This is a genomic window from Streptacidiphilus sp. EB129, from assembly GCF_041262645.1.
Taxonomy (GTDB): Bacteria; Actinomycetota; Actinomycetes; order Streptomycetales; family Streptomycetaceae; genus Streptacidiphilus.
The window spans coordinates 1-25,012 of the sequence record NZ_JBGCCS010000014.1; the positions used below are offsets into that span (position 1 = coordinate 1).

General features: G+C 69.3%; 23 protein-coding genes and 1 pseudogene. 10 read left to right on the forward strand and 14 right to left on the reverse strand.

The window, feature by feature from the left end:
* Positions 1 to 406 precede the first annotated feature (406 nt).
* Both ABH925_RS18455 and ABH925_RS18460 read right to left on the reverse strand, forming a co-directional pair.
* Positions 407 to 820, reverse strand: coding sequence for a DNA-binding protein (locus tag ABH925_RS18455; RefSeq protein ID WP_370149237.1), 414 nt, complete (start codon positions 818 to 820; stop codon positions 407 to 409).
* Positions 802 to 1,086, reverse strand: coding sequence for a hypothetical protein (locus ABH925_RS18460; RefSeq protein ID WP_370149239.1), 285 nt, complete (start codon positions 1,084 to 1,086; stop codon positions 802 to 804). The genes ABH925_RS18455 and ABH925_RS18460 overlap by 19 nt, the downstream gene beginning before the upstream one ends.
* A gap of 430 nt (positions 1,087 to 1,516) precedes the next feature.
* On the opposite strand from ABH925_RS18460, the gene ABH925_RS18465 reads away from it, so the two are divergent.
* Positions 1,517 to 1,735 carry a hypothetical protein gene (locus ABH925_RS18465; protein WP_370149242.1) on the forward strand — a complete coding sequence of 73 codons (219 nt, stop codon included), beginning with the start codon at positions 1,517 to 1,519 and terminating at the stop codon, positions 1,733 to 1,735.
* Between the two features lie 483 nt (positions 1,736 to 2,218).
* Here the strand turns inward: ABH925_RS18465 and ABH925_RS18470 are convergent, their stop codons facing one another.
* From ABH925_RS18470 to ABH925_RS18495, 6 genes and pseudogenes are all read right to left on the reverse strand, one after another.
* Positions 2,219 to 3,886: a hypothetical protein gene (locus ABH925_RS18470; protein WP_370149244.1), complete on the reverse strand. Its 1,668-nt coding sequence runs from the start codon at positions 3,884 to 3,886 to the stop codon at positions 2,219 to 2,221.
* Between the two features lie 472 nt (positions 3,887 to 4,358).
* The gene (locus ABH925_RS18475; protein ID WP_370149246.1) at positions 4,359 to 5,333 is read right to left on the reverse strand and encodes an RNA polymerase subunit sigma-70; all 975 of its coding nucleotides are present in this window, start codon (positions 5,331 to 5,333) and stop codon (positions 4,359 to 4,361) included.
* 84 nt (positions 5,334 to 5,417) lie between these two features.
* Positions 5,418 to 6,158, reverse strand: coding sequence for an SDR family oxidoreductase (locus tag ABH925_RS18480; RefSeq protein WP_370149247.1), 741 nt, complete (start codon positions 6,156 to 6,158; stop codon positions 5,418 to 5,420).
* A 231-nt stretch (positions 6,159 to 6,389) separates the two neighbouring features.
* The gene (locus ABH925_RS18485) at positions 6,390 to 6,851 is read right to left on the reverse strand and encodes an SRPBCC family protein (protein WP_370149248.1); all 462 of its coding nucleotides are present in this window, start codon (positions 6,849 to 6,851) and stop codon (positions 6,390 to 6,392) included.
* A 144-nt stretch (positions 6,852 to 6,995) separates the two neighbouring features.
* On the reverse strand, positions 6,996 to 8,126 hold the full coding sequence (locus ABH925_RS18490) for a low temperature requirement protein A (RefSeq protein WP_370149249.1): 1,131 nt from the start codon (positions 8,124 to 8,126) through the stop codon (positions 6,996 to 6,998).
* Positions 8,127 to 8,341: 215 nt separating this feature from the next.
* Positions 8,342 to 8,659: pseudogene (locus tag ABH925_RS18495) on the reverse strand (hypothetical protein); the annotation flags it as partial.
* A 221-nt stretch (positions 8,660 to 8,880) separates the two neighbouring features.
* Between ABH925_RS18495 and ABH925_RS18500 the strand changes: the two are divergent.
* Positions 8,881 to 9,372 carry a hypothetical protein gene (locus ABH925_RS18500; protein ID WP_370149250.1) on the forward strand — a complete coding sequence of 164 codons (492 nt, stop codon included), beginning with the start codon at positions 8,881 to 8,883 and terminating at the stop codon, positions 9,370 to 9,372.
* Between the two features lie 495 nt (positions 9,373 to 9,867).
* On the opposite strand, the gene ABH925_RS18505 is transcribed toward ABH925_RS18500, so the two are convergent.
* On the reverse strand, positions 9,868 to 10,803 hold the full coding sequence (locus tag ABH925_RS18505; RefSeq protein WP_370149522.1) for an NADP-dependent oxidoreductase: 936 nt from the start codon (positions 10,801 to 10,803) through the stop codon (positions 9,868 to 9,870).
* 80 nt (positions 10,804 to 10,883) lie between these two features.
* Between ABH925_RS18505 and ABH925_RS18510 the strand changes: the two genes are divergently transcribed.
* The 3 genes from ABH925_RS18510 to ABH925_RS18520 all read left to right on the forward strand — a co-directional run bounded on the left by ABH925_RS18510 (position 10,884) and on the right by ABH925_RS18520 (position 14,235).
* Positions 10,884 to 11,852 carry a GlxA family transcriptional regulator gene (locus ABH925_RS18510; protein ID WP_370149252.1) on the forward strand — a complete coding sequence of 323 codons (969 nt, stop codon included), beginning with the start codon at positions 10,884 to 10,886 and terminating at the stop codon, positions 11,850 to 11,852.
* A gap of 147 nt (positions 11,853 to 11,999) precedes the next feature.
* Positions 12,000 to 12,944 (forward strand): RNA polymerase sigma-70 factor, encoded by a 945-nt coding sequence (locus tag ABH925_RS18515; protein ID WP_370149254.1) that lies wholly within the window; start codon positions 12,000 to 12,002, stop codon positions 12,942 to 12,944.
* Between the two features lie 94 nt (positions 12,945 to 13,038).
* Positions 13,039 to 14,235: an NAD(P)/FAD-dependent oxidoreductase gene (locus ABH925_RS18520; protein ID WP_370149256.1), complete on the forward strand. Its 1,197-nt coding sequence runs from the start codon at positions 13,039 to 13,041 to the stop codon at positions 14,233 to 14,235.
* 55 nt (positions 14,236 to 14,290) lie between these two features.
* On the opposite strand, the gene gntD is transcribed toward ABH925_RS18520, so the two are convergent.
* The 4 genes from gntD to ABH925_RS18540 form a co-directional block, all read right to left on the reverse strand.
* The gene (gene gntD / locus ABH925_RS18525) at positions 14,291 to 15,355 is read right to left on the reverse strand and encodes a guanitoxin biosynthesis L-enduracididine beta-hydroxylase GntD (RefSeq protein WP_370149257.1); all 1,065 of its coding nucleotides are present in this window, start codon (positions 15,353 to 15,355) and stop codon (positions 14,291 to 14,293) included.
* Between the two features lie 60 nt (positions 15,356 to 15,415).
* Positions 15,416 to 17,110, reverse strand: coding sequence for a carbamoyltransferase (locus ABH925_RS18530; RefSeq protein WP_370149258.1), 1,695 nt, complete (start codon positions 17,108 to 17,110; stop codon positions 15,416 to 15,418).
* A gap of 178 nt (positions 17,111 to 17,288) precedes the next feature.
* Positions 17,289 to 18,443, reverse strand: a complete 1,155-nt coding sequence (locus tag ABH925_RS18535; RefSeq protein ID WP_370149260.1) for a N(5)-(carboxyethyl)ornithine synthase — start codon at positions 18,441 to 18,443, stop codon at positions 17,289 to 17,291.
* A gap of 54 nt (positions 18,444 to 18,497) precedes the next feature.
* A complete protein-coding gene (locus tag ABH925_RS18540; RefSeq protein ID WP_370149261.1) occupies positions 18,498 to 19,313 on the reverse strand; it encodes a helix-turn-helix domain-containing protein in 816 nt (271 codons plus the stop codon).
* Between the two features lie 139 nt (positions 19,314 to 19,452).
* Between ABH925_RS18540 and ABH925_RS18545 the strand changes: the two genes are divergently transcribed.
* On the forward strand, positions 19,453 to 19,824 hold the full coding sequence (locus ABH925_RS18545; RefSeq protein WP_370149262.1) for a VOC family protein: 372 nt from the start codon (positions 19,453 to 19,455) through the stop codon (positions 19,822 to 19,824).
* 31 nt (positions 19,825 to 19,855) lie between these two features.
* Positions 19,856 to 20,272: an SRPBCC family protein gene (locus ABH925_RS18550; RefSeq protein ID WP_370149264.1), complete on the forward strand. Its 417-nt coding sequence runs from the start codon at positions 19,856 to 19,858 to the stop codon at positions 20,270 to 20,272.
* Positions 20,273 to 20,364: 92 nt separating this feature from the next.
* Here the strand turns inward: ABH925_RS18550 and ABH925_RS18555 are convergent, their stop codons facing one another.
* Positions 20,365 to 21,294, reverse strand: a complete 930-nt coding sequence (locus ABH925_RS18555; RefSeq protein ID WP_370149265.1) for an SMP-30/gluconolactonase/LRE family protein — start codon at positions 21,292 to 21,294, stop codon at positions 20,365 to 20,367.
* A gap of 92 nt (positions 21,295 to 21,386) precedes the next feature.
* Between ABH925_RS18555 and ABH925_RS18560 the strand changes: the two genes are divergently transcribed.
* The 3 genes from ABH925_RS18560 to ABH925_RS18570 all read left to right on the forward strand — a co-directional run bounded on the left by ABH925_RS18560 (position 21,387) and on the right by ABH925_RS18570 (position 24,994).
* Positions 21,387 to 21,827: an Lrp/AsnC family transcriptional regulator gene (locus ABH925_RS18560; protein WP_370149523.1), complete on the forward strand. Its 441-nt coding sequence runs from the start codon at positions 21,387 to 21,389 to the stop codon at positions 21,825 to 21,827.
* Between the two features lie 248 nt (positions 21,828 to 22,075).
* Complete coding sequence (locus ABH925_RS18565; protein WP_370149268.1) at positions 22,076 to 23,365, forward strand: TULIP family P47-like protein; 1,290 nt, start codon at positions 22,076 to 22,078, stop codon at positions 23,363 to 23,365.
* Positions 23,366 to 23,437: 72 nt separating this feature from the next.
* Entirely contained in the window at positions 23,438 to 24,994 is a 1,557-nt protein-coding gene (locus ABH925_RS18570) for a TULIP family P47-like protein (RefSeq protein WP_370149270.1), read from the forward strand.
* Positions 24,995 to 25,012: the final 18 nt, after the last annotated feature.

Consider the following 25,012-nt stretch of genomic DNA (forward strand, 5'->3'; position numbering starts at 1 on the left):
ACCGTCGCCGCCCGCCCAACAACGACGATCCAGCAGCTGACCGCCTATCAGCAAGAGGACAAGGTCAGCGATCTCACCGCATTCGAGCTACACCCCTGCCGGATCGGCCGACAGGTCCAATGACGCCAAAGGTCAGATGGAGTCGTCGAGCCCTCGTCCAGTTGCAGTTTCAGTTGCATTCACCCGCGCTCAGCGGGGTCCGGAGGAGGACCCGCGAGGCGCTCCACCGCAGGTCGGGACGTAGCCGAACCCGCCCGGACGCCCGGACGAACAGTTGGAAAGCGGGTTGGGGGCAACCCCTCACGAGTTCGAATCTCGTATCCTCCGCAGGTCAGAGGGCCCGCACCGTTCAACGGTGCGGGCCCTCTGTATTCGTAGTCTCAACAGCGCATCCGCCGGCCCTGACCTACACCGGAACGAGGCGTACGCGGCCACCGCAGAGCCTGGTCATGTCGTCGACGTCCGAGGTGAGCATGACGACGGGGCGCTGCTGACGGAGCGCCATCCCGGCGACCGCAGCGTCAATCGCGTACTTGTGGCCGTGCAGCCCGGCACTGATCAGCAATGCCGAGGCCGCCTTGGCTTCCTCGTCGCCGATGTGGACGATGCGCAGCCCCGACATTACCCAGGCAAGACGCGCCCTGTCGGTGCGGCTGTGCGCGGCTTCGATGATCGTGAGCGCACTGATCACGACCTCCATGCCACGCTTCCGGGCCTCCGCGACCAGAGCGACGGCGGGCTCGTGGTCGTTGACCAGTTTCGAGAGGCCCTCGCAGTCCAGCACCAGCGTGCCCTCATGGGTCAGCTTGCGGCGGGCCATCCACCCTCCTCGACGAAGACCTCGTCGAAAATCTGCCGCGCACGCTCCTGCTCGGGCTCGGAGATTGGCCCATTTCGACGCTCATAGTCCGCCAGATACTCGTCCAGCATCTGTCCGCGCAACTCACGCTCCACGGCTCCGGTGATGAACGCCGAGAACTCACGCTTGCCCACGCGCCGCCGGATCGCCTCAGCCGTCCCCTCCGGGATCGACAGACTCACCCTCGTCGCCGGCCCTTCGCCGATGCTGTAGTGCGCCTCACTCATGGGCCAAGATTATCAAAGAAGTAGGAAGATCGCCCGGCTGAGCTGACCGGCGAGCTTCTGCTCGCTTGCGAAGCCCGTTCGTGCATGCCGTGCCTGTCGACTGCGCTCGCCAAGTGGGCCGAGCCAGCCAATGCACCGCCGAGGAGCCCCACCGAGGCGTCGTGCGGCTGGTGCCAGACCCAGGGGGACAGTGGTCGATCCCGCTCCGGGAGACGGAGCGCAGCGGCCGCGGCGCTGCCCGATCGACCGACGAGCAGACCATGCGCGCGGCAGGCGACGATCCGGCTGAACGCCTGCTGGCCGTCTTCGACAAGCTCGCCACCGTCATCACCCAGCCGACTTCCGGGGCTGCCGCTATCTCGCCGCCGACCTGGCCCTGACTGACCCCGATCATCCGGGACACGCCGTTACCCGCCGCTACCGCGAACGAGTGAGCCAACTCCTGGCCAGTGAACTGGTCCGGCTCGGCCATCCCCAACCGGCACATGCCGCCGACCAGCTCCTGCTGCTCATCGACGGAGTCATGGCGGCCGGAGCCACCCGTCCCAACACCAACCCGGCCGGATCCGCGCGGGAACTTGCCGAGCAGATCGTCGCGCAACACCGCAGCCAGGTCACCCCGGTGGGCCCGACCCAACTCAGCCCCTGACGACAGTCCCGTTACCGCCACTGCGAGTTCATGCAAGGTGGCGGGGCTGTCGGCCCAGCCGGGTTACCTGCACCGAAGTCACCTGAACAGGCCACGCCGCCCGGCGAAGGGAGTGGCGCAAGGCATGACGACGAGGGTTGCAGGTCGGGCTGCATTCACCCCCGTCCGCGGGGTCCATGAAGCACGAATCCAGTCAATAACCAGCAGGCCAGGACTCTGCAGGTCAGAGGGCCCGCACCACTTCGGTGGCGCGGGCCCTCTGCATTTCCGTCTCAGCTTTCGGCTCAGTCGGCGTTTCCGGCCCCTCCTCGACCCGGGTGCGGCGGGCTCCCGCCCGTCCTCTGCCGCGCCCCGAAGCGTCTCTCCGGCCTGCCTGGCCACGGACCTCAGCATCAGATCTGTGATCCGAAAGAAGGACCTGGCTGAGCGGGCAGGTGACCGGGGATGTCTGCCCCACGCTGTCGGCCGAGTTGCGAGACCGCCTCAGTCCCCGGAGCGCGGCGGCCACTCGTAAGGGGGCAGCCTGCGGTGCACGGGGCGTTCGTTCACCGTCTGCGATTCCTTGTACGAGGCATAGCGAATCCTTCCGAAGGAAACCTCTCCATCCCGGTGCACGTCCACCCCCTCGTTCGGGAAGGAGATCCATCCCGCTCCAGCCTGGGGCCCCGACACCCAGGGGGTGACCACGCTGCGAACGTTGGTCTCGCCGGCGACCACAGTGCCCCTCTTCTTCTCGGGGTCGGTGATCTTCACGCCCGTTTCGGTGAAGGCGATGCGGCTCTTCTTCCCGTCCGGCCCCTCTGCCCAGTGTGTGGTCACACCGTTCAGGTCGGCCCTGTCGGCCCAGACGGTCCCCCAGGCCCTTCCCTGGCCATGGAACACGTTCAGCCCGGACTGCGGGAACTCGATCCACCCGTCACTGTCACCCGGCCCCTGCACCCATGCGGTCTTCACACCGTTCACGTCAGCCCTGTCGGCCGAGACGGTCCCCCGGTCCTGCCTCCCCTCCCTGTGCACGTCAACTCCGGCTTGCGGGAAGTCGATCCATCCGTCGCTGGAGTTGCGGCCGTGCACTGACCCGGTGTTCACGCGGTCCACCTCGGCCGTGTCGGCCGAGAGGGTGCCCAACTGCGTCGAGCCGCCCCGATGGATCTCCACTCCTGATGACGGGAAGTCGATCCATCCGTCGCTGGAGTTGTTGCCGTGCACCGTCCTGGCGTTCACACGCTCCGCGTCGACCCTGTCGGCCAGGACGGCTCCCAGGGCGCCGGTTCCGTTGTGGATCTCCACCCCGGCCGCGGAGAAGGTGACACGGCTCCCGCTCGGCGCCTGCTCGACCCACGGGGATCGCGTCCCGCTGTCGAACTCGGGGACGAGGGCGTGGACCGTGGTGGTGAGGAAGTACCCCTGGTGCTGCTGCGCGGCGTTGGTCGTCCCGGCGATGAGGGTGTAGGTGGTGCCCCGCCTCGGTGCGGAGGGGGGTGACCAGGTGTAGGGCTGCTGGGTCACCTGCGGTCCCTGGGCCGCCGACTGGACGAGCACCTCGTTCCCCTGCGGATCACGGATCCAGTAGTCGAGGTTGTCCGGCCCCTCCCATGCCAGCACGACGTTCCCGCTCGCGTCCACGTCCACCAGGGAGTTCTTGTCCGGGCGGAAGTTGCGTGGGATCTTCGGAGCCTGCTTCACCAGCCCGAGAGTGGTGGTGAAGTTCGCCCGCCGAATGGGGAGGTTGCCGTCGCCGCCGCCGGAGCGCTCGTGGATCTTCAGGCGGACCAGCCCCGCCACGTCGGAGACCGGTATGTTCTCCAGTTTCAGGACCAGCGATTCCTCGTCGGGCAGGGTCAGCCTCCCCCCGGAGGGGTCATGCACCCGGAAACGGCCGAGCGTACTGTCCCATTCGAAGGTCGGCTCCGGCTCCCGGTTGACCGTGTAGTCCTTTTCGATGCTCGCGCTGATCGCGGTGGGGTTGTCCGTCAGGTCGTCGGGTCCGCCGCCGACCGGTATCTCCACATCGATGAAATCCCACCGCACCTCGGACTGGTGAGTGTTGGAGACGATCACGTACACCGTTCCCACGGACGGTGCCCCGGGCTGCGACGCCTGGAGCGAAGTCGGATCGGTGAGGATGGCGTAGTTCAGCAAGGACGGCACGGTCAGGACTCCCTACTTCGGCGCTTCACGCAATGCGGGCAGAAGACGCGCAGTTGAGGCTCGGTGCTGGCAGGTGCTGGGTCAGTGCGGTGGCAGCGGTTTCACTACGAACTCTTCAAGCGGCATCTCGGCCGGGCGTGTCATCTGCCAGGTCCGCGCTGCCACTTGGGGCAGCACCAACAGAATCGTCCCGGCGGGCGGTCAAGGAACCACGATTCTGCAGAACTGGCCCGAACAGAGCTCCCGGCGGCTGAAACCGAAGTCGGCCTGGAACTCCCGTGCGATCGCGCCGTTGTGCGCCCCTGTGGCAAGCCACCCTCACGAGTTCGAATCTCGTATCCTCCGCCAGCTGTACCGAAGGCCCCGGCCGCCCAGCGGTCGGGGCCTTCGTCGTTCGGTGAATGCAGCCGGGAACGGAACGGACAGCGGGCCCCCGAGTCCTGCAAGCCCGGAGGCGCGCGCGTCCGTGGGCTCAGCGGGCTCGCGGGGCGCGGTTGCCGTGGTCGGGTGCGAAGGCCGGTACCAGGGTCGGGTCGTTGAAGGCGGTGATCCGGGCGATGCGGTCTCCATGCAGGGTCAGGACCTGGATGCCGTAGGGCTCGTACCGGCCGGCGCCCGCGTGGTTGTGGACGACGAAGGCCGGCTGACCGTTGGCGCGGGTGGGTGTCATCCGCCACAGATCCACTCGCAGGACGCGGGCGGACAGGAAGCCGAGGACGGCCCGGCGGCCGGTGAACCAGGTCGGGGTCGGCGGCATCTCCAGCTCGACGTCGGCCCGCAGCAGATCGACCAGCGCAGCGGGGTCGGCGCGGGTGAAGGCGTCGACGTAGTCGTCGAGGAGGCGCCGCCGGATCGCCTCGTCGGGCTCGGCCAGGTCGTCCGCGACCGGTCCGGCGTCGGCCAGGCGGGCCCGGGCGCGGCGGAGCGCGCTGTCCACCGCCGCGGTGGTCGTGTCCAGCATCTCGGCGACCTCGGCTGTCCGGAACCCGAGCACGTCGCGCAGGGTCAGCACGGCGCGCTGGCGGGCCGACAGATACTGGAGTGCGGCGATGAAGGCGAGGCGCACGCCCGTCCGCGCAGCCACGACCGACGCCGGGTCGTCGGCGCCGAACCGGGAGTCCGGCGCCGGCTGGAGCCACGCCGTCGTCGGCTCGCGGGGAGCCACCGCGACCCGGTGGTCGTCCGAGGGCGCGCCCAGCCCCGACGGCAGTGGCCGTCGGGACCGCGTCTCCAGCGCCGTCAGGCAGGCCATGGTGGCGATCTTGTACAGCCATCGCCGTACCGAGGAGCGGCCCTCGAAGCCGTCGAACGCACGCCACGCCCGCAGGTAGGTTTCCTGGACCAGGTCCTCGGCGTCGTGGATCGAGCCGAGGATTCGGTAGCAGTGCGCGAGCAGTTCCGGCCGGAACGGCTCTGCCAGGGTGGTGAACTCGGCCTTCGACGGCATCGCGGCTCCTTCGGGGGGTGCGGCGGGTCAACTGGAGGCGGGTCGACTGTAGGCGGCGGTGGACACGGTGGTCGGGCGGTGGACTCAGCCGATCGGGTTCAGACCGGCGCCGCCGAGCCGGTACTCCGGGCCGCTGTCCGGGTTCCCGGCGAGTTCCACGACGGCCTTGCCGACCTGCTCCAGGGTGAGGATCGGCTGCCGTCCCTCAAGGAACGTCTCCCGATCGACACCCACCCGCGCGGCGTAGCCCGTGACCCCGACCTCGCCCACCCCGCCGACCGGGGTCATGTCCGGCAGCACCGTGACGAACCGGATTCCCAACCCGGCCCGCTCGGACTCCTCGGCACCGTACTGGCGCAGGTAGCGGACGGCGGCCTTGGCGCTGGCGTACCCGCCGCTGAGCGGGGAGCCGCCCAGAGCGGCCCCGCTGGACATCGACAGGACCAGGCTGCCCGGCGCCAGCGGCTCCCGCAGCGCCGCCCCGGTCCAGGTGAACACGTGCCGGGTGTCGGCCTCCCAGTTGCGGCTGAAGGTCTCCCAGGTCTGCTCCTGCACGGGCGCCATGTGCGGCGTGGCCCCGGCGTTGAGGACGAGCAGGCCCGGGCGGTGCGTGCGGAGCAGGTCCGCGGCGAGCGCTTCGTCGGTGGCGTCGGCGGCGACGGGCGTGAAGCCCTCGCCGAGTTCGTCGCGTACGGCGCGCAGCTCCTGCCCGTCGCGGGCGATACCGATGACGCGGGTTCCCCGGGCGACGAGCGCGGCGGCAATCGCGCGCCCGAAGCCACGGCTGGCACCGGTGACCACGGCGGTCTGAACGGGATCTGACATCGGAGACTCCACAGTGCTGGTCGGATTCGGTACCTATCCAGACCAGCGGCGGGCGGAAAAACCGTCGCCCTCCCGGAAGATTTTTTGGAGGATCACGGGCGGATCGTGCACCACGCGGATCAGGCCGCCGCGGCGTACCGGACCCCGCGCGGGGCGAGGGTGGATTCGCGGTCGGCGCACCAGACCCGGCGAGCCGTTTCGCCGCAGGTGAGGACCGTAGGTCCGTCCGCCTCAGTGGCCGCCGGCGAGCCGCCGGGCCAATACTCGGCCGCGCTCGGCCTGCACTGCTCCGGCCTTACCGGCCGCATAGCGCAGGAGGCCGAACGGCGCGTGCAGCCGCAGTCTGTCGACCACCAGGGAGCCGCCGTCGCCCCGGGCGGTGAGGGCGAACCGGTAGTCCATCCGCACACCACCAGGACTGACCACCTCGCCGCTGACCGTCGCCTCATCCGGCAGTCGGGCGTCCTCGGTGCACAGGCTGACCTGGATGACGTTGTCGTGCCGGACCAGCCCGAAGAACCGGAAGCGCTCGACGGCCACATAGTGCGTAACCCCGCCCTCGCACCGCACGTCCCGCACGTCCACGAGCAGTGGGGAGAGCCCGATGTAGTTCTCGGGATCCGCCAGATGGGCAAACACAGCGGCGGGCGTCGCCGCGATGTCGTAGCTGCGGCTCAGTTCGGTGCTGGGCACGTCCCACTCCCCTGTCCGGTCCGGGTCCGGCCGCCATCGTGGACCGGGAACGATCAGTGGATGATCGCACCGTCCCGCCGGCTCCGCCAGGCCATCGCCGCCGAGGTGGGCGGCTGGGACGCGGATGACTGGCGCGGAGAGTGCCTACTCGCCGGACGCAGAGCTGGGAGCCTGGTGGCTCTCCCACACGATCAGTGCGAGCAGGACCAGGGCTGCAGTCGTGAGTGCGGTGGCGCCGCTGCTCCAGAGCGCGGCTGGCGCGACGAGTGCGGTGGCAGCGAGCGCGGCCACGAGTCGGGCCAGGGGCCAGTCGCCCGCGAGCGTGCGGTGGAAGCAGGCGAGGCCGAGCAAGTAGAGGGAGATGCCGAGCGGCAGGAGCAAGCCGGGGAGATGGTGGGAGGGTTGGTGGAACTCGTCGATGGCCTTCTCCATCCCGACCGCCGCGACCGCGATGCCGAGGATGATCACGTAGTAGGCGTAGCCGAAGGAATAGACGGCAACGCGCGGTCGGCGATCGGCCGGGACCCGTTCCAGTCGTGCTTCGCTGTCGCGTTCCTCACGGCCGAAGTAGAGCCACCACATCTCGGCACTGAGCACCAGCGCCAGGAGCGCGCCCACGATGGAAGTGGTCACGTGGTTCTCTCGTGAGGTCGCGGCACCGACCTCGGTGATCGACTCGCCGAGCACGATGATCACTGCAAGTCCGTGACGCTCGACGAAGTGCCCGGCTCCGACCGCGAACTCGCCGGCTCCGGCGACCAGTGGCGTCAGCCCCTCCATCGCGGCGGCCAGCGCCCAGAGCCACAACCGCGTGTGCGGTGGCACGGCTCCCGCGGCCAGCACGACCAGGGCGCTGGCCAGGTTCAGCGGACCGATACGCATGATCCCGCGGTGCCCCGACGTGCCGAGGAAACCGAGGAGGTGGACCGTGACGACCAGGAGGTAGCTGGCACCGAAGATCAGCGCCCAGGGGCCGGGCCCGGTCGCCTTGGGGACGGCCATCGACATCAGGAAGAACCCCGCCGTGCCGGTCAGCAGGAGCAGACGGGGGCCGGTTTGGTCCAGGTCCAGGGCGTTGGTCAGCCAGGCGTAGCCGGAGTACATCCACCAGATGATCACGAGAAGCACGGCGACCCGCCCCAGGCTGAGCAGGGTGGGCGCGGTGGTCAGGATCGAGGCGACCTGGGTGATCGTGAAGACGAAGACCAGGTCGAAGAAGAGTTCCAGCGGCCGAACGGACTCCGCGGCACCTGGGACGGCTGTCTCGTCGGTCACGGTCGAGATTGTCCCAGCACCCTCCATACGTCGGTGCACCAACGCCCGGGATCGCGCCACGTGTCGGCACCGGCCCATCGAAGCTCCGCAGGGGTGCGATGGCGGGTTGCGCTGTTCACCCAGGGGCGGGCGTGTCCAGGTGCGGGCCTTTCCAGCGGCAGGATGTGCGCCGACGTGGGGCGCGGCGGGCGCGGCACCGCCGGAGCGGCCGCCGGCCGATGCCCCACCGCCCGCGAGATCGCCGCCACTTCCAGCAGCGCGCTGCCCAACTCGGCATCGCTCACCGACCCCGAGGTGTCGATCACGACGCAGACCCGGGGCGGCATACGGCGCAGGCTCGGCAACAGCACTCCGGGGACAGCGGCCGATCGGCGGGACGGACGCCGGTAGCTGTGGTCATCGCCCACTCCCGACGCACCGGCCGCGGAGCGAACCGCCGCCCCCAGCAACTGCCGCCAGGGTTGTGCTGGATGGAACGCCTCGTCCGCCCACCGGCGCCATCCCTCCGGAGCGTCGCCCGGCCGGGCCCTAAGCATTGCGATGAGGACCTGTCAGTCCCCCTGGACCGCCCATCCGCGAACACGGACGACTCCACCCCATCCCCGGCCAGCCGACTCCGTCATGCGATAACCCCCTTGCCCTGGTGTCGGTCCGATGACGTAACGTTCCACTCGATCATCGCGGCTGCGTCGGCTCGGGGGGCTTCCCCGCCCGCGACCGCGACGTGCTTCGGCACGGTTTTCTGGGGGTTCTTATGAAGCTTCGCACCACCATCGGCACCACGCTCGCCGCTGCGGCCAGCGTCCTCGCGCTCGGCGCCTCCCCGGCCCTTGCCGCCGCGCCGGCCGCGCACGCCGCCACTGCGGCTACCGCTCGCCCGGCCGCCACCGTCCACGTGTCGTTCGCCGGCGGGTACAAGACCGTCAACGGCGTCCGCTACTACCACTTCAAGCACTACGTCCCCGGTTCGAACACGACGGGCCAGCCCACCCTTGTCGGCTGGGTGTCCCCGAACAAGACCGGCGAGAACATCAAGACCTACTGGCAGGTCTGGTACCACGGCGCCTGGGTCAATGTCGGCCAGCCTGCCGTGGCAACCTTCAAGCTGCACCAGAACAGCACCTTCGACATCTTCTTCCACGGCCTGAAGGCGGGCTACACCGCCCGCGTCGGCATCGCCTACCAGGGTGACTCGAAGAACAGCGCCGCCAAGTTCACCTGGCAGTACTACCACGTCACCAAGTAGTCCCCGTCTGCCTGTGCTGCGCTGGACAGGCCCCGGCCCGTCCAGCGCAGCTCTGGACGCTCAGCTACGTCACCGCCAGCCTGCTCCAGAGCTCAGGGCCTCCTGCGGCGGCCTTCCTGACGGCCCGTTCGAGCTCCTGGTCGGGGCGGCCCCTGGGAGCATGCGCGGCAGACGGCGCCTGGTCGAACGCAGCACGCATGCGTGGTTGCGGCCCCTTTCAGTGCCGTCCGAACAGCAGCGATCAGCCCGCTCAGCCACAGGCCAGGACGCCACCGACCCCACCCCGCTCCATCGCCCGTCGGCACCGCGTCGCCACTCGGCGAGAAGGCCGTGCAGCCACGGGGCTTCGCCTGCTGTGGCCCCGGTCGGACATGGCCTTCAAGGGCGCGGCCCGTCCTCAGGCCGTCGCCCGGCCCTTTCACCTGCGGGTGCAGGCTCTCGTACTCCAGCTCCAGTGGCTCCATGCGGCCGAGCCCACCTTCGGGTGGGTGCGCGCTATTCAGGGACGGTGAGGACGACCTTGCCGGTGACGCGGCCGGTGTCGCCCAGTTCATGGCCCTTGGCTGCCTGGCTCAGGGGGAACGTCGCCTCGATGACGGCGCGTAGCTGTCCGGTGGTGACCAGTTCGGCGATGGCCAGCATGCCGGCCTGATCGGCCTCCACGAGCAGCGGGTGGAGGCCGACGCCGTGGGCGGCGGCCTGCTCGGTGAGCTCGACGGGCATCGAGCTGAGGGCGATGGTGACCAGCCGGCCGCCCGGCTTCAGGGCGGCGAGGGAGCGGATCGCCGTGTCGCCGCCGACGGCGTCGAGGACGACGTCGACCGGGGCGATCGCGGTGAAGTCCTCGCTGCGGTAGTCGATCAACTCGTCGGCGCCCAACTCGCGCAGCAGCGCGTGCTTCGGGGAGCTGGCGGTACCGATCACGTACGCGCCGAGCGTCTTGGCGATCTGCACGGCGAGGTGGCCGACGCCGCCCGCGGCCGCGTGGATCAGGACCCGCTGGCCGGGCTGGACGTCTGCCGCGTCGACCAGGGCCTGCCAGGCGGTCAGCGCGGCCAGCGGGATCGCGCCCGCCTGGACGTGGTCGACGGTCGACGGCTTGCGGACCAGTGCGCGGGCGGGGGCGACCACGTACTCGGCGAACGAGCCGACGCCGTGCGGGTAGGGCAGCATGCCGAACACCTCGTCGCCGACCTGGTGGATCGTCACGCCGAAGCCGACGGCCTCGACGACGCCGGAGACGTCCCAGCCGAGCACCAGGGGCAGGCGGCCGAGGAGGCCGGCGAACTGGCGGTGCTTCCAGTCGGTCGGGTTCATGCCCGCCGCGTGGACGCGCACCAGCACCTCGGAGGGGCCGGGCGCCGGGAGGTCGAGCTCGACCTCCGAGAGGACGTCGGTGCCGCCGTAGGTGTTCTGGGTGATTGCCTTCATCGTGGTCATGCGGAAAGGATGGCTCGACGCCGACCTGCGGGGATAGCGGCCCGAAGGTCATGATGTGCAATGATCGGGCCATGCGTGGTGCCGTGCATCGTGTCGTCGTCCTGGCCCTGGACGGGGTCATCCCCTTCGAGCTGAGCCTCGCCTCCAGGCTCTTCGGGGTGGCGACGGACCCCGACGGCCGACCGCTCTACGAGGTGGTCACCTGCTCGCCGGACGGGAAACCGGTCCGGACCGCCGCCGACTTCGCGATCACCGTCGAGCACGACAGCACCGTGCTGGCCGAGGCCGACACCGTGGTGATCCCCGCCTCCGAGGAGTTCGCCGAGATCGTCGACCGGGCCGCGCTGCCGCGCCGGGCGGCCGAGGCACTGGCCCTCATCCGGCCCGGGACCCGGATCGCGGGAATCTGCATCGCCACCTTCCTCCTCGCAGCCGCCGGGCTGCTCGACGGCCGGGCCGCCGCCACCCACTGGCACCACAGCGACCGCTTCCGGCGGCTGTTCCCAGAGGTCGAACTCGCCCCCGACGTCCTGTTCGTGGACTCCGGCCGAGTGCTCACCTCGGCCGGAGCGGCGGCCGGCATCGACCTGATCCTGCACCTGATCCGCTCCGACCACGGCAGCGTCGTCGCCAACCATGTCGCCCGCAGATGCGTCGTCCCCCCGCAGCGCGAGGGCGGGCAGGCCCAGTACGTCGAACGGCCGGTGCCGCACAGCTCGGACGCCGGGACGTCCCGGACCCGCGCCTGGGCACTCGACCGGCTCCACGAACCGCTCCAACTCGCCGACCTGGCCGACCACGCAGGTATGAGCCGGCGCACGTTCACCCGCCGCTTCCGGGCCGAGGTCGGGCTGAGCCCCGGGCAGTGGCTCACCCAACAGCGCGTCGACCTGGCCCGGCACCTGCTGGAGAGCAGCGACCTGCCCGTCAACCGAATCGCCGAACGGGTCGGCTTCGGCACCGGCGCCTCCCTGCGGCAGCACCTGAACACCACGATCGGCGTCTCGCCCGGCCTGTACCGACGTACGTTCCGGGGCTGAACTCCTGCCAGGACCCCTACGGCCACGGCCGGGCGAATACGGCCACGGCCGGTCGAACGGCTGGGAGGCATGTCGGGGGCAACCCTTCACATGTGGCGATCCCCGTTGGCGCCCACCCCAGGACACAGTCCGCCTAGGATCAGGGCCATGCCCTTGACCGTGAACGATGTGGACCGGTTCGAGGCCTTCAGGCCCCGCCTGGAGGCCATCGCCTACCGCCTCCTCGGCTCCGCGAGTGACGCCGAGGACGCCGTGCAGGAGGCGTTCCTGCGCTGGCAGTCCACCGACGTCGGGCGCGTCGAGGTCCCCGAGGCCTGGCTGACGAGGGTCCTCACCAACCTGTGCCTCAACCAGCTCAGTTCGGCCCGCGCGCGGCGCGAGACCTATGTGGGCCAGTGGCTCCCCGAGCCACTGCTCACCGGGGATCCGATGCTCGGCCCGGCCGACACCGCCGAGCAGCGCGAATCGGTCTCGTACGCGGTCCTTACGCTCATGGAGCGGCTCTCCCCCAACGAACGAGCGGTGTACGTGCTGCGGGAGGCCTTCGACTACCCGCACCGGGAGATCGCCGCGATCCTCGACATCACCGAGGCCGCCAGCCAGCAGATCTTCCACCGCGCCAAGAAGCACATCGCGGACGGCAGGACCCGCGCCGCGATCGACGAGGCCGCCGCCCGGCGGATCGTGGAGGAGTTCCTCATGGCCGCCACCAGCGGCCGGACCGAACCGCTCCTGCGGCTGCTCACCGAGGACGCCATCGCGATCGGCGACGGCGGCGGCAAGGTCCCCGCCCGTGCCAAGGCGTTCGAGGGCGCACTCGCCGTGGCGACGTTCATGCGGGGCCTGTTCAAGCCCAACAAGGCCAAGCGCGCCATCGTCGGCGGCTCTCCCGAGGTCTATGTCACGACCGCCAACGGCGGACCCGCCGTGGTGGTGGTCGTCGACGGCCGGGTCTTCGGCGTCATGTGCCTGGAGGTAACCGCCGGGGGCATCGCCGCGTTCCGTACCCAGGTCAACCCCGACAAGCTCGACCGCGCGACCGAGCTGTGGGCGGCCGTCAGCCATGGGGAACCCCTGCTCGTCGCCTTCTGACCCTGACGTGAGGTGGATCACAGAGCGCTCCTGTCAGGAAACAGCGGGCCGCCCGGTTCAAGAGGCGAACCCCGCGCGAGACAGGAGCAAAGCCATGGAGCACCGCATCATCGTCCTCGGAGCCGGATACACCGGAGCCGTCGCCGCCGGGAGACTCGCCCGGCGGCTGCGGCGCCAGGATGCCGCCATCACCCTCGTCAACGCCGAGCCCGACTTCGTCGAGCGCGTCCGGATGCACCAGCTCGCGGTCGGCCAGGACCTCAAGTCCCGTCCCTTCAGGGAGATGTTCGCGGCCACCGGCGTCGATCTGAGGCTCGCGAAGGTCACCGGCATCGACGTCGACCGCAGGACCGTCGCCGTCGTCGACGCGGACGGCACCGCGGAGCTGGAGTACGACACGCTCGTGTACGCCCTCGGCAGCGGCTGGAACAACCAGGGCGTGCCCGGCACCGCCGAGCACGCGCACGAGATCGCCGGCCGCCCCGGAGCGCTCCGGCTGCGCGAACGCCTGGCCCGCCTGGACGCTGGACAGCCCGTGCTCGTCGTCGGTGGCGGCCTCACCGGCCTTGAGGCCGCGACCGAGATCGCCGAGGCCCGCCCGGACCTCGGGGTCGCCCTCGCCGCCCGCGGCGGCCTCGGCGACTGGCTCTCACCCAGCGCCCGCCGGCACCTGCGGAAGGTCCTCGGCAAGCTCGATGTCACCGTGCACGAGCACGCCGCCGTCACCGGTGTTCAGGCCGACCACGTGGCCACCGCCGACGGCAGGACCATCCCGGCCGCGGTGACCGTGTGGACCACCGGCTTCGCGGTCCACTCGCTCACGAAGGACACCGCCCTGGAGATCACCGGCACGGGCCAGATCGTGGTCGACGGAACCATGCGCTCGGTATCGCACCCGGACGTGTACGCCGTCGGCGACGCGGCCATGGTGACCGGCCCCGGCGGCATGCCGCTGCGGATGTCGTGCGCCTCGGGCATCCCCACCGCGTGGCAGGCCGCCGACGCCATCGCGGCACGCCTGACCGGCGGGAAGATTCCGAACGTGCCGCTGCGCTACTTCAACCAGTGCATCTCGCTGGGACGCAAGGAAGGCCTGATCCAGTACGTCACCGCCGACGACCGCGCGGTCCGGGCGGCCCTGACCGGGCGGATCGCCGCCGTCTACAAGGAGCTGGTCTGCAAAGCCGCGGCCTGGGGCGTCGCCAACCCGATGCTCGGCATGCCGACCCGGCGCCGCCCCGTCGTACGGGAGCAGGACCGGCAGGGCTCGGCCGTCAAGGCGCCGGCCTGACTCGCCTCCCCTCGCATCCCTTGGACAGCGTGTTGGAGGCAACCCCGTGCTCGGCTCAGGCCAGAGCTGCGAGTCCCGTGATCACCACCGGCGATCCCACGGCCGCCCGGGCGGCCCGGGACCTGCGGAGATCCCGCGTCACACTGATCCGCTTCAGCCAGCGGTCTCTTCCGTCGTAGCGAGCCTGGAACGGGCGACGTCCGTGCACAGCACGGTAGTTGTCAACCATGAGGAGCTCACCGGGGGCGAGCGGGATCTCGCTGCGGTGGCGTTGCAGTTGCCCGGTGAGGGCGGCCAGGGCCGCGCGTGCCTCCTCGTCCTCGGGATCGGTCTCGATGAAGTACTCGTCGAAGACCAGGTAGGGCGCGGACGGGTCGCCGAACAGCACTCCGGTGCGCGGTGGCACAGGGGGGCGCTCGCCGCGCTCGGCGGCACGCCGCACGTGCTCCTCGTCCGGGGTCAGAACGTACCGTGGCTCGGCGAGTAACCGTCGTTGCTCACTGGTGAGTTCGACCCGGTCGACCGGTGCGTACGCCGTCGGAACCCGGTCGTCGTTGCGCAGGCAGAGCAGGCCCAGGTAGTCGCAGCGCAGGGGGGAGAACGCGTCCTCGTTGTGAAGATCAAGGATGCTGGCGCTGCTGCCGGCGCTCTTGTCCAACTCCTCCCCGCGCACGGGCAGGAGGTCCTGCACGAGCCTGCCGTCCTGCACAGTGCTCCACGAGAAGACGTCTCCCAGGACCGACGCCACCAGTACCAGGTAGAGCTCGTGGGCCAGCGTCCCGTCCTCCGCCCCGGGGCGCCTCCGCCAGTGGGTGGGCGTTCGCCCCAGGCCGGCGTCGTCCACCATCCAGCCGCTCAGCACGAAGCCGCCGGCGGGCTCCTCACGACGGAACGCGTCCAGGAAGCCGAGCAGTCGCTCCGGCAGCCGGCGGGCAGCAGCCGGGACGGCCTGGAACACCTCAGTGGTCTGTTCCGGGGCGAGGGAAGCGACCTCGCCGGCCAGACCGGTAACGGCGTCCCGAACCTGGCCCACCTCCTGCGGGGTGAGCGAGAAGCGCAACGGCCCCGGATCCCGCACCGGCGCAGCGGGTTCCACCTGGTCTGCCTGGTTGGGGATCACCGGAATCCTTTCTGGCGGCGGATGTTCCTGACCGTCCGGGTTCGGGCATTCATCAGCCGGTCAGGCACGAGTCGCCAGGTGATCACCGATGGCGACGGCGTCGATGCGAGTGCCCAGGAACGTTGCCAGCGCGTCGGCAGGCGTGCAGACAATCGGCTCACTGTCGTTGAACGACGTGTTGAGCACCATGGGAACCCCCGTCAGTTCGTCGAACGCGGAGATGAGCCGGTGGTAGCGAGGGTTGATCTCGGCGGAGACGGTCTGGACCCGCGAGGTGCCGTCCACGTGGACAACGGCTGGAATCCGGGATGCCATCGCGGGGAGCACCGGGCAGGTGAAAAGCATGAAATGGAAGCTCTCCGAGTCCCGTCCCAGGTCGAACCAGTCCCTCGCGCGCTCGGCCAGCACGCTCGGGGCGAAGGGCCGGAACGCCTCCCGGTGTTTGACCTTGTCGTTCAACATGTCCCGGATGCCGGGATCACGCGGATCAGCCAGCAGTGACCGGTTGCCCAACGCCCGGGGGCCGAGTTCCATCCGGCCCTGGAACCAGCCGACCACCTCGCCGCCGGCGATCCTCCTGGCCACCTCGCGGGCGATATCAGGGCTGCGGTGCGAGGTGACACCTGCCTGGGCGAAAGCCGCAAGAATCTGTTCGTCACTGTACTCCGGACCGGTGTATTCACAGGAAGTACTCGATGACTTGGGAAACGACCCACCAGACGCATGGAACGCCGCGAACGCCGCACCGATGGCTGTCCCGCCGTCATGAGGCGCGGAAGGTATGAACACCCGCGAGAACGGGCCCTCTTCCTTGAGTAACCAGTTGGTCGTGCAGTTCAACGCCACGCCGCCGGAAAAGCACAGCGTCTCCGCCGGGTGGAGTCGGTGCATCCGTTCAGCGAGCCCGAGAATCGTCCGGTTGTTCCAGCTCTGCAGTGCGGCGGCCACGTCGATATGACGCTGGTCGAGCGGTTCACCGGGCAGGCGACGCGGGCCGAAGTGCTGTTCGAGGGCTGCAAATCCCGGGAGCCGAAACTCGAAGGCGTCGGTGCGGATCTCCGGTTCGAGACCTTCGCCGACGATTTCAGCGAACGCGGAAGCATACGTGCGCGGGTCGCCGTAGGATGCGAGACCCATGACCTTCGAGGCGTCGTACGGACTGAAGCCGAGATATGCGCTGAGTTTCTCCCAGACGAAACCGATCGAGTGCGGGTAGCGCAGGTCTCCCAGGGGCTCGATCAGCGTCCCCTTCCCGGCGCCCAACAGCGCTGTTGCCGATTCCCCGATTCCGTCCACAACGAGAACGGCTGCCGCGTCGTCGCCGCAGGGGTAGTACGCGGAGGCGGCGTGGGCTACGTGGTGCGGAATCCAGCGAACCATCGCTGCGCAGTCGACTCCGAGCAGGCCGGAAATCCGCTCCGGTATGCGCGCCAGGCCTGTGCGGAACAGGGCCTCCCCCCGGGCACTGCCCCAGTCGCCGTCGACGCTGAGCGGGTCGACCTGAAACGTCTCATGGCGGAGTTGGGGGTCGAATGCCACCGCCACGAGGTCGATCTCCTCGGGCTCGATGCCCGCTTGCCGCAGGCAGAAGGCGATCGCGCGACTGGGCAGAGTGTCGGCGTTCGACACCAGAGCCGGCTTTCCGTGCTTGATGCGATTGAAACGTTCCTCCTCAGCGGCCGCGATCACATTCCCGTCCACGACAAGAGCGGCCGATGATTCGTGGAATACGCAGTTGATACCGAGGACGTTCACATGGCCCCCTCCACATTCGGCTCCCGTCCGGGCCGGACAGCTGGAGTCCGGCCCCGGTCAAGGAAGTCCCACAACGCGCGGAGGGCCATGATCCATGCGATATGACCCGCATGACAAGACGTTCGACACCGATTCGGCCGGCGGGTCGAGCCCGCTACCTGGTCACGGACACAAGCGGCTACACCTTGGGGTGGGGGTAGTGCGGGGACCGGCGCTGGAACGCCAGCACCGCCGGGTTCTGGATGGTGCCCTCGCGGATCTCGATGGCGCGACTGATGGTCTCGTCCGCGTCCCAACTGCGGGGACCGTCGAGAACCGTGCGCAGGTGCGGAATCAGCGCCTCACTGTTCTCCCAGGTGGCGGCGTTCCACAGGTAGGAGGGGCTGTGGTCCACGGCGTAGTAGTGCACATTGTCGCCGATGGTGAACATCGGCTCCGTGAAGGTGGTCGGCCGTGCCCAGCTGAACCCCATGCCCTCGTCGCAGGAGACGTCGACAACCAGGGTCCCCGGTGTCAGCCTGTCGAGGTCTTCGTCGATCAGGAACGTCAGCGGCGCCCCGGTGTCCTGCAGGACGCAGTTGACGATGACGTCGTGTTCGGACAGGAACTCCGCCAGTGGTACCCGGCCGTCCTCGGTGAGGGCGTGGCTGCGACGCGGGTCGGCGGTGTCGTCCGCCTCGTCGTGATCGAACTGCACGATGCGCGCGGAGTGGATCGGTGAGCTGACTGCGGTGACACCACGCGCGGTGAGCACGTCGACGTTGTGCACGCCGAGCGAGTTCAGTGCTGTCACGGCCCCGCGGGCCGTCGCGCCGAAGCCGATCACGACCGCGCTCAGCCGACGGCCGTAGTCGCCGGTCGAACCCCGCAACTGCAGGGCATGCAGCACTGAGCAGTACCCGGCCAGCTCGTTGTTCTTGTGGAAGACGTGCAGATTGAACGAACCGTCACTGGTCCAGTGGTTCATCGCCTCGAAGGCGATGACCGTCAGCCGACGGTCGATGGCCGTCTGCGTCACTTTCTCGTCCTGGACGCAGTGCGGCCAGCCCCACAGGACCTGCCCCTCACGCAGTTCGGCGACATCCTCCAGTACCGGCTTGGCCAGCAGGATGACATCACACTGCTCGATGAGCTCCGCCCGGGGGAGCAACCCTGCGACGAGGGGGGCCAGCTGATCGTCGGAGACCCCGAAGTGCTCGCCATAGCCCTGCTCAAGGTGGATGCGTCCACGGAGGTCGACATCGATCCGCTCGAAATGCGCGGGATGGATCGGCAGTCGGTGCTCGTTTTCCTTGCGTGACTGCGCCATGATTCCGAGATTGAGTTGGTGCAAAGTGCCCCTTTGATTACTTCCTGTGTAGCACGCCGCACCTAATCGCGGGCGCGGTCAGGGTGCGGACGCCAGGAGCCGGCGCACTGCCGTCGGCGTGTGGCCCAGGTACTGGCGCATGGTCCGGGTCAGATGAGCCTGGTCGGCGTAGCCGAGGTCGGCGGCGAGGGTGCCGAGGCTCCGTTCACCGGACTCCAGGCGGTCGAGGGCTGTGCCGATGCGGACGCGGTGGCGGTAGCGCGTCACCGATACGCCGAGTTCGCGCGGGAACGCCCGGCTCAGCCGGTAGGGCGAGACACCGAGCAAGCCGGCCAGGGAGAACAGCGTGTCCGAGGCGGGGTCTCCTTCCGCGATCGCCTGGCGGGCCGATGCCACGAGGTCCTGGTCGTGTCGGGCGCGTGCTCCGGCGATCGGGGTCGGTCCGGTGGTGATCCGGCCGATGGCCGTCGACAGGAGAGCCAGCAGTTCCTCGGAGAGCGCGAAGTCGACATCTCCCGACTCGGCGGCGGCGAGGAGGCGGCGGTGGGCCAGATCCAGGCGCGGGTCGACGTAGACCGTGTGCGCGGCCTGCCCCGCGGTGTCGCCGGCCAGAGAGCGCCACAGCTTCGGTGTCACGCTGATCGCCGTGCAGACGTCGCCGCCGGCGGGGTGGGCGAAGCACTCCTCCTCGCCCGGGGCGCCCACATAGGCCAGGGTCGCGTCAAGATCGGCGGGCACCCCGGAGGCCATTCTGCGGAACCGGCCCCGGCGCACCAGCACCACGCGGTAGTCGCTGCGGACTTCGGGTGCCGACCAGCGAGCGTGGTCGGAAGCGCAGTCCACCGAGCTGATACCGAAATCGGGACGTGTGGCGACAGAAGCAGCTGTGAGCACCTTTTGAACGCTACGCGGTGGGTCTGACAGCCGCGCAAGGATGTTCAAGACGGGGGCCTGCCGCCGGGAGCACGCTGGCCGGGTGCGAGGGGCCGTTCCCTTCGCACCTCGCCAGTACCGACGCTCAGGAGTCATCGGCATGCCCGTTCTCAAGCAGCTCAGCACCCTCGTCATCGACTGCGCCGATCCGGTCGCGCTCGCCGCGTTCTACCAGAAGGCCACCGGGTGGGAGATCACCCACAGCGACCAGGACTTCGCCTCGCTCGGCGACGGCACCCCGGTCCAGCTCGCCTTCGTCCGCGTCGAGGGCTACCAGGCGCCGGGCTGGCCCGGCGGCACCACGCACACGCACCTCGACTTCACCGTCACCGACCTGGACGGCGCGGCCGAGGAACTGCTCGGCATCGGGGCTTCCCGGCCCGAGTTCCAGCCGGGCGACGGTCAGTGGATCGTCCTCGCGGATCCCGAGGGCCACCCGTTCTGTCTCACCGCCGACACCACCGGCAACTGAGCACCCACAGAGAGCAGAGAGGAGACCGACCGTGTCATCCATCCACCGTGAAGTCCTGATCGACGAGTCCCCCGAAAACGTCTGGGCCGCCATCCGGGACTTCGGTGAGGTCCACAACCGCCTCGCGCCGGGCTTTGTCACCGATACCCATGTCGAGGGCGACGTCAGGATCGTGACCTTCGCGAGCGGGATCGTGGTGCACGAGCTGATCGTCGATGTCGACGACGAGTCCCGGCGCATCGCCTACGCGGTGGTCGGCGGCGCCCTGGAGCCCCGGCACCACCATGCGTCCATGCAGGTCCTCAACGACACCGAGGGGCGCAGCCGGTTCGTCTGGATCACCGACGTGGCTCCGGACGGTCTCGGGGAGCCCATCGCCGAGATGGTCGACCAGGGGATCCGCGTCATCAAGCGCACTCTGGACCGCGAAGCCGCACCGAACCGCTGAGCGACACGCGTCAGCGCCCGGACCCGAACACCCCGCCGTCCTGGACGAACAGCGGGGTGCGTGATCGCCGCGAGGTTCCGTGGGTGAGCCGGCTAGGGCCGGAACCGGCTCACCCGATGGGTTCCCGTCACCGCCATCACCAGGGAGTACACCGAGGTGGTCGCGGTGATGAAGAGGCGGTTGTTCTTCGGGCCGCCGAAGGCGAGGTTGGAGACCGGTTCGGGGACGAGAATCCGCCCGATCAGCGCGCCGTCGGGGTCGTAGCAGTGGACGCCGTCGTCGAGGGCCGCCGCCCACAGGCGGCCGCCGTCGTCGAAGCGGATGTTGTCGAAGCTGCTGACGGGCGCCTCCGCGAACACCTTTCCGTCCGAGAGGGTTCCGTCCTCGCGCACGTCGAAGACGCGGATGTGCCGGGCACGGCTGTCCGAGACGAACAGTTGCCGTTCGTCGAGCGAGAAGACGAGGCCGTTCGGACCGCTGAAACCGTCCGCGACGAGCCGCACCTCGCCGCTGTCCGGGTCGATGCGGTAGACGTTGCACGCGCCGATCTCGCTCTCGGCGCGGTGCCCCTCGTAGTCACTGCCGATGCCGAAGTCCGGGTCGGAGAACCAGACCGAGCCGTCGGAGCGCACCACCGCGTCGTTCGGGGAGTTGAGTCGCCTGCCCTGGTAGCGGTCGGCCAGAACCGTCACCGAGCCGTCGTGCTCGGTGCGGCTCACCCGGCGGTTGCCCTGCTCGCAACTGATGAGGCGGCCCTCACGGTCCAGGGTGTTGCCGTTGCTGTGTCCGGCAGGGGAACGGAAGACGCCGACCGCGCCGGTGGCCTCGTCCCAGCGCAGCATCCGGTCGTTGGGGATGTCGCTCCAGATCAGCTGACGCCACGCGGGCAGGTAGAGCGGGCCTTCCGCCCACCGGCAGTCCCCGTGCAGCTTCTCCAGCCTGAGGTCGCCGTTGGCGCACTTCCCGGTACGGAAGCGCTCGTCCAGAATCTCGTACAGGCCATAGGCGATCTCGCCAGACACAGTTCACATCCTAACGCTCACAACTGAATGTCATTCGGCTCAGCAGGAGTATGGCAGAAGACGGTATGGTTGCAACCATGGCATCGGAGAACCTGGACGAGATCGACCGCGCGCTGGTCGCGCAGCTGCAGAAGGACGCAGGGCAGGCTTACGCGACCCTGGGCAGGGCGGTCGGGCTCTCCGCGGGGGCGACCCACGAGCGGGTCCGCAAGCTGCGCGAGCGCGGCGTCGTCCGGCGCACGACCGTCGAGGTCGACCCGAAGGCGCTCGGGCTGGGCGTACTCGCCTTTGTGATGGTCGAGTCCTCGGCCTGGATGGGGGACGCGGCCGGGGCCTTCGCCGCCATCCCGGAGGTCGAGGAGGCCCACATCATCGCGGGCAGCGCCTCGGTCCTGCTGAAGGTGCGCACCACCGCCACCGAGCAACTGCAGGACGTGCTGCGGCGCCTGTACGCGATCGACGGAGTGAGCGGCACCCAGGCGACGGTCTCCCTGGAGACCTTCTTCGAGCGCCCGCCGTCGCCCCTGCTGTAGAGCACCAGGGTCCGCCGGATCGGGATCGCGGTGGCCCGGCGTGGTTCGCCGTTCGTATCAGAATTCCATGGGAATGCAAGGCCGGAAAATGTTCCGCACACGGGCCACACGGCCACCGGGCCGCATTTCCAGCACCAGAAGAATCTTTTCCCCCAGTTGCGCGAAGACATTGACACGGACTCACCCCGGGAGAATCCTCAACCCCAGGCGGGGGTGGCCTCATTGGCAATGCGTCCGACAGGGGGAGCATGAACATCTACGGTTGGGACACGGTCAGCGCACTCTCGGTGGAAACGGCGAACCGCGCGCTGGCGCAGAACTCGAACAAACTGATCTCGGATTTCAAGGTCAGCGGCGAAACACTGTCGACTCCCTATGATCTCCAGGGAGAATTCGGAACCTGGCGCATTGTTCCCGGCGGTTCCGGCAGCCTGCTGCGACTCGCCGTGCCGATCACCGCGGGCACCGTCCGCCCGGGCACCGGCGCCGGCGTCGACCTGGCCGGGTGCACCGCCCTGGTGGACGTCTCGCTGGAGCTGCTTCCCGCGCCGGACGGGCGCAGCCAGGACCTGGTGTTCGCCCTGCACCAGGCCGGACAGCTCGGCGAGCAGAGCCGCCCCGGCGTGATCACCCCGGTGCTGCTGCAGGCGCCCACCGCCACCTCCGCCGCGCTGGGCGCGATCGGTCAGGGCCTGGTGCTCAACGGGGTGGCCGAGTCACTCGCGGTGAACGCGCAGGCCGTCTCCTTCGTCTTCGCGTCGCTGAACCTGGTGGTGCCGGGAGCCGGCAGCTGGCTCGCCCCGGTCCACTCGGCGTTCGTGTACCAGGAGGTCGTCGGCGGGGGCGGGCACCTGGCCGTGCTCAGCACGACCACCGACCGCGACGCCACCGGGCTGCAGCACACCGTCGACCCGGAGCTGTTCGCCGGCGGCGGCGAGCTTGCCTTCGCGATGTCCGAGAACCTGTTCCTCACCGGCCTGGTCGCTCCCGGGCTTCCGCAGGTGTTCGGCGGCGGCGCCAACCCCGGCTGTTTCGGCTACGACCCGGCCCGGCACGCGATCACCGCCGCGCACAGCTTCGGGACGGCCTCCGTGAAGGAGGGCGCCATCTGGTACACCCCGCAGGTCACGTCCCTGAGCCTGGGCGTGGTCGGCGGCGCGCTGGCCCTGGCGGTGAGCGGGAACTGCGACCTCAAGGCCGGCATCTCGATGGACTGGTGGATCACCAGCCAGTACCCGATGCGGTACGACCCGGCCCGGCAGAGCATCACCTTCGGCGGCGACCAGAACTCGCGTTCCGGGCACACCGCGCACATCCCCTGGTGGTTCTGGGCCGGCGGGGCGCTGGTCGAGGCCATCACCCAGATCGTGGTCACGATGATCTCCGACAGTCTGGCCGGCGACCTCAGCGCACGCCTCGGCTCCACCGGCCTGGGCGCCATGGCCGCCACCTCCGTGCACTGGCAGGGCGTCCAGGCGTTCGACGCCGCCTCGGCCCGGCTGGACGGCGCCCTGATGGTCAACGGCAATCCGGCCTGACTCGGCGCCACATCCCGACCCCGCCCGCTTTCGCTGTCGCACCCCACGCAACCATGCCAAGGAGTGGAACTGATGGCCGTTCAGCACTACCTGCCGCAGATCGACGAGGACAAGGTCCTGCACATCGAGGTGGAGCCGCTCAAGGCCAGCGCCGAGCGGGTCAGCCCGGCGCACCAGCTGCTGCAGAGCGCAGCCCGGGTCGCCACCACCGCCGCCACCTCGGTGCCGTACAACACCAACGGATGGGACACCGTCTACGTCATCGCACTGCCGGACGTGAACAACGCGATCGCGGTCAAGAAGGCCTCCCCCACCAGCTGGTCAGCGAGCATCCCGGCCTCGCTGTTCAGCCCGGCGATCAGCGCCACCGGCACGTTCGCCACCTGGTCCCTGGCCACCGGCGGATCCGGGTCGATCGTGCGCATGCACATCCCCTTCACCGCCGCCATCACCGCCGGCACCACCCAGCTCCAGGTGAACGGCGGGATCGCCTACGTCGAGGTCAAGCTCGCCTACATCCCGCAGCCGCCCAGCGCCGGCACCACGCCGAACAACCTCAAGGTGCGCACCACCGGCGGGAGTCCGGACGACCCGGTGGTCACCGTCTCCTCGGTGACGTACACGCCGGGCCCGGTGGACCCGAGCCTGGTGAACGTCCTGGAGCAGTTGCTCGGGCAGTGGTTCAACGCCAACCTGCAGGAGTTCCAGCATGTGTTCGCCACCGTCAACCTGGGCGTGAACGAAGCCGCCGGGGCGTTCTCCTGGCTCAGCCCCACCGAGACCAACTACGCCTACATCGACAACGCGGACATCACCAAGGCCCTGCTCGGCGTGCTGAGCATGACCGACAGCCGGTCCGACGAGGGAGCGGTCCAGGAGATCGCGGCAGGGGCGATCCCGGCCGGAGCCAGGGCCAGCTTCAATATGTCGCTGGAACGCTTCATGACCAAGATGGTGCTCCCCAGCATCCCCGCGGAATTCCCGAAGGCGCCCACCGGGACATTCGTCCTGGGGAACAACGACACCCAGATCGCCGCGACGTCGAGCTTCGATCTGGACCCGGTGAATATCGCCGGGGTCAACTACACCCCGAACGTCACCTCGTACACGATGACGTTGACGGGATCCACCCTGGAAACGTATCTGTACGTACACACTCCGATCTCTCCGGGAATCGACTCCTACGCCGAGATCACGTACTACACCGGAATGCAGCTGGCCACCAAGGCGGACGGCACCCAGTCGCTGACCTGGGTCCAGCTGCAGAACCCGCTCGAACACACCTGGTACACCGTGGCGCCCTGGGTGCAGATCACCGAGGCGGTCGCGGACGTGGTGCTCGCCGTCATCGGCGCGGTGATCGGCGGGGTGGTCCCGGCCATCGAGCGCACGGTGTTCCGGGTGCTGATCGCGCTGCTGGTCGGCGGCGTCGTCTCGGCCGTGGCGGCGGTGCTCGAACAGGTCCCGCAGTGGATCGCCGGTTCGGTACCGGATGCGGTGCCCAACCTGAACGCCCTGGTCAGCGGTGCCACCGGGGCGATGAAGTGGAGCGACTCCACGAGCTTCACGCTCACCGAGGCCGTGCTCAACGGCGGCCTGCAGCTGGGAGGCAACCCGTTCGGCAGCTGAACCGGCAGCGCGGTCGAC

Excerpts from the sequence above, each read along its gene's own strand:
- ABH925_RS18505 (WP_370149522.1), bottom strand. The coding sequence starts at position 10,803 with ATGAAGGCAATCACCCAGAACACCTACGGCGGCACCGACGTCCTCTCG.
- ABH925_RS18455 (WP_370149237.1), bottom strand. The coding sequence starts at position 820 with ATGGCCCGCCGCAAGCTGACCCATGAGGGCACGCTGGTGCTGGACTGC.
- ABH925_RS18500 (WP_370149250.1), top strand. The coding sequence starts at position 8,881 with ATGAAGCTTCGCACCACCATCGGCACCACGCTCGCCGCTGCGGCCAGC.
- ABH925_RS18475 (WP_370149246.1), bottom strand. The coding sequence starts at position 5,333 with ATGCCGTCGAAGGCCGAGTTCACCACCCTGGCAGAGCCGTTCCGGCCG.
- ABH925_RS18510 (WP_370149252.1), top strand. The coding sequence starts at position 10,884 with ATGCGTGGTGCCGTGCATCGTGTCGTCGTCCTGGCCCTGGACGGGGTC.
- ABH925_RS18520 (WP_370149256.1), top strand. The coding sequence starts at position 13,039 with ATGGAGCACCGCATCATCGTCCTCGGAGCCGGATACACCGGAGCCGTC.
- ABH925_RS18515 (WP_370149254.1), top strand. The coding sequence starts at position 12,000 with ATGCCCTTGACCGTGAACGATGTGGACCGGTTCGAGGCCTTCAGGCCC.
- ABH925_RS18460 (WP_370149239.1), bottom strand. The coding sequence starts at position 1,086 with ATGAGTGAGGCGCACTACAGCATCGGCGAAGGGCCGGCGACGAGGGTG.
- ABH925_RS18545 (WP_370149262.1), top strand. The coding sequence starts at position 19,453 with ATGCCCGTTCTCAAGCAGCTCAGCACCCTCGTCATCGACTGCGCCGAT.
- ABH925_RS18565 (WP_370149268.1), top strand. The coding sequence starts at position 22,076 with ATGAACATCTACGGTTGGGACACGGTCAGCGCACTCTCGGTGGAAACG.
- ABH925_RS18480 (WP_370149247.1), bottom strand. The coding sequence starts at position 6,158 with ATGTCAGATCCCGTTCAGACCGCCGTGGTCACCGGTGCCAGCCGTGGC.
- ABH925_RS18570 (WP_370149270.1), top strand. The coding sequence starts at position 23,438 with ATGGCCGTTCAGCACTACCTGCCGCAGATCGACGAGGACAAGGTCCTG.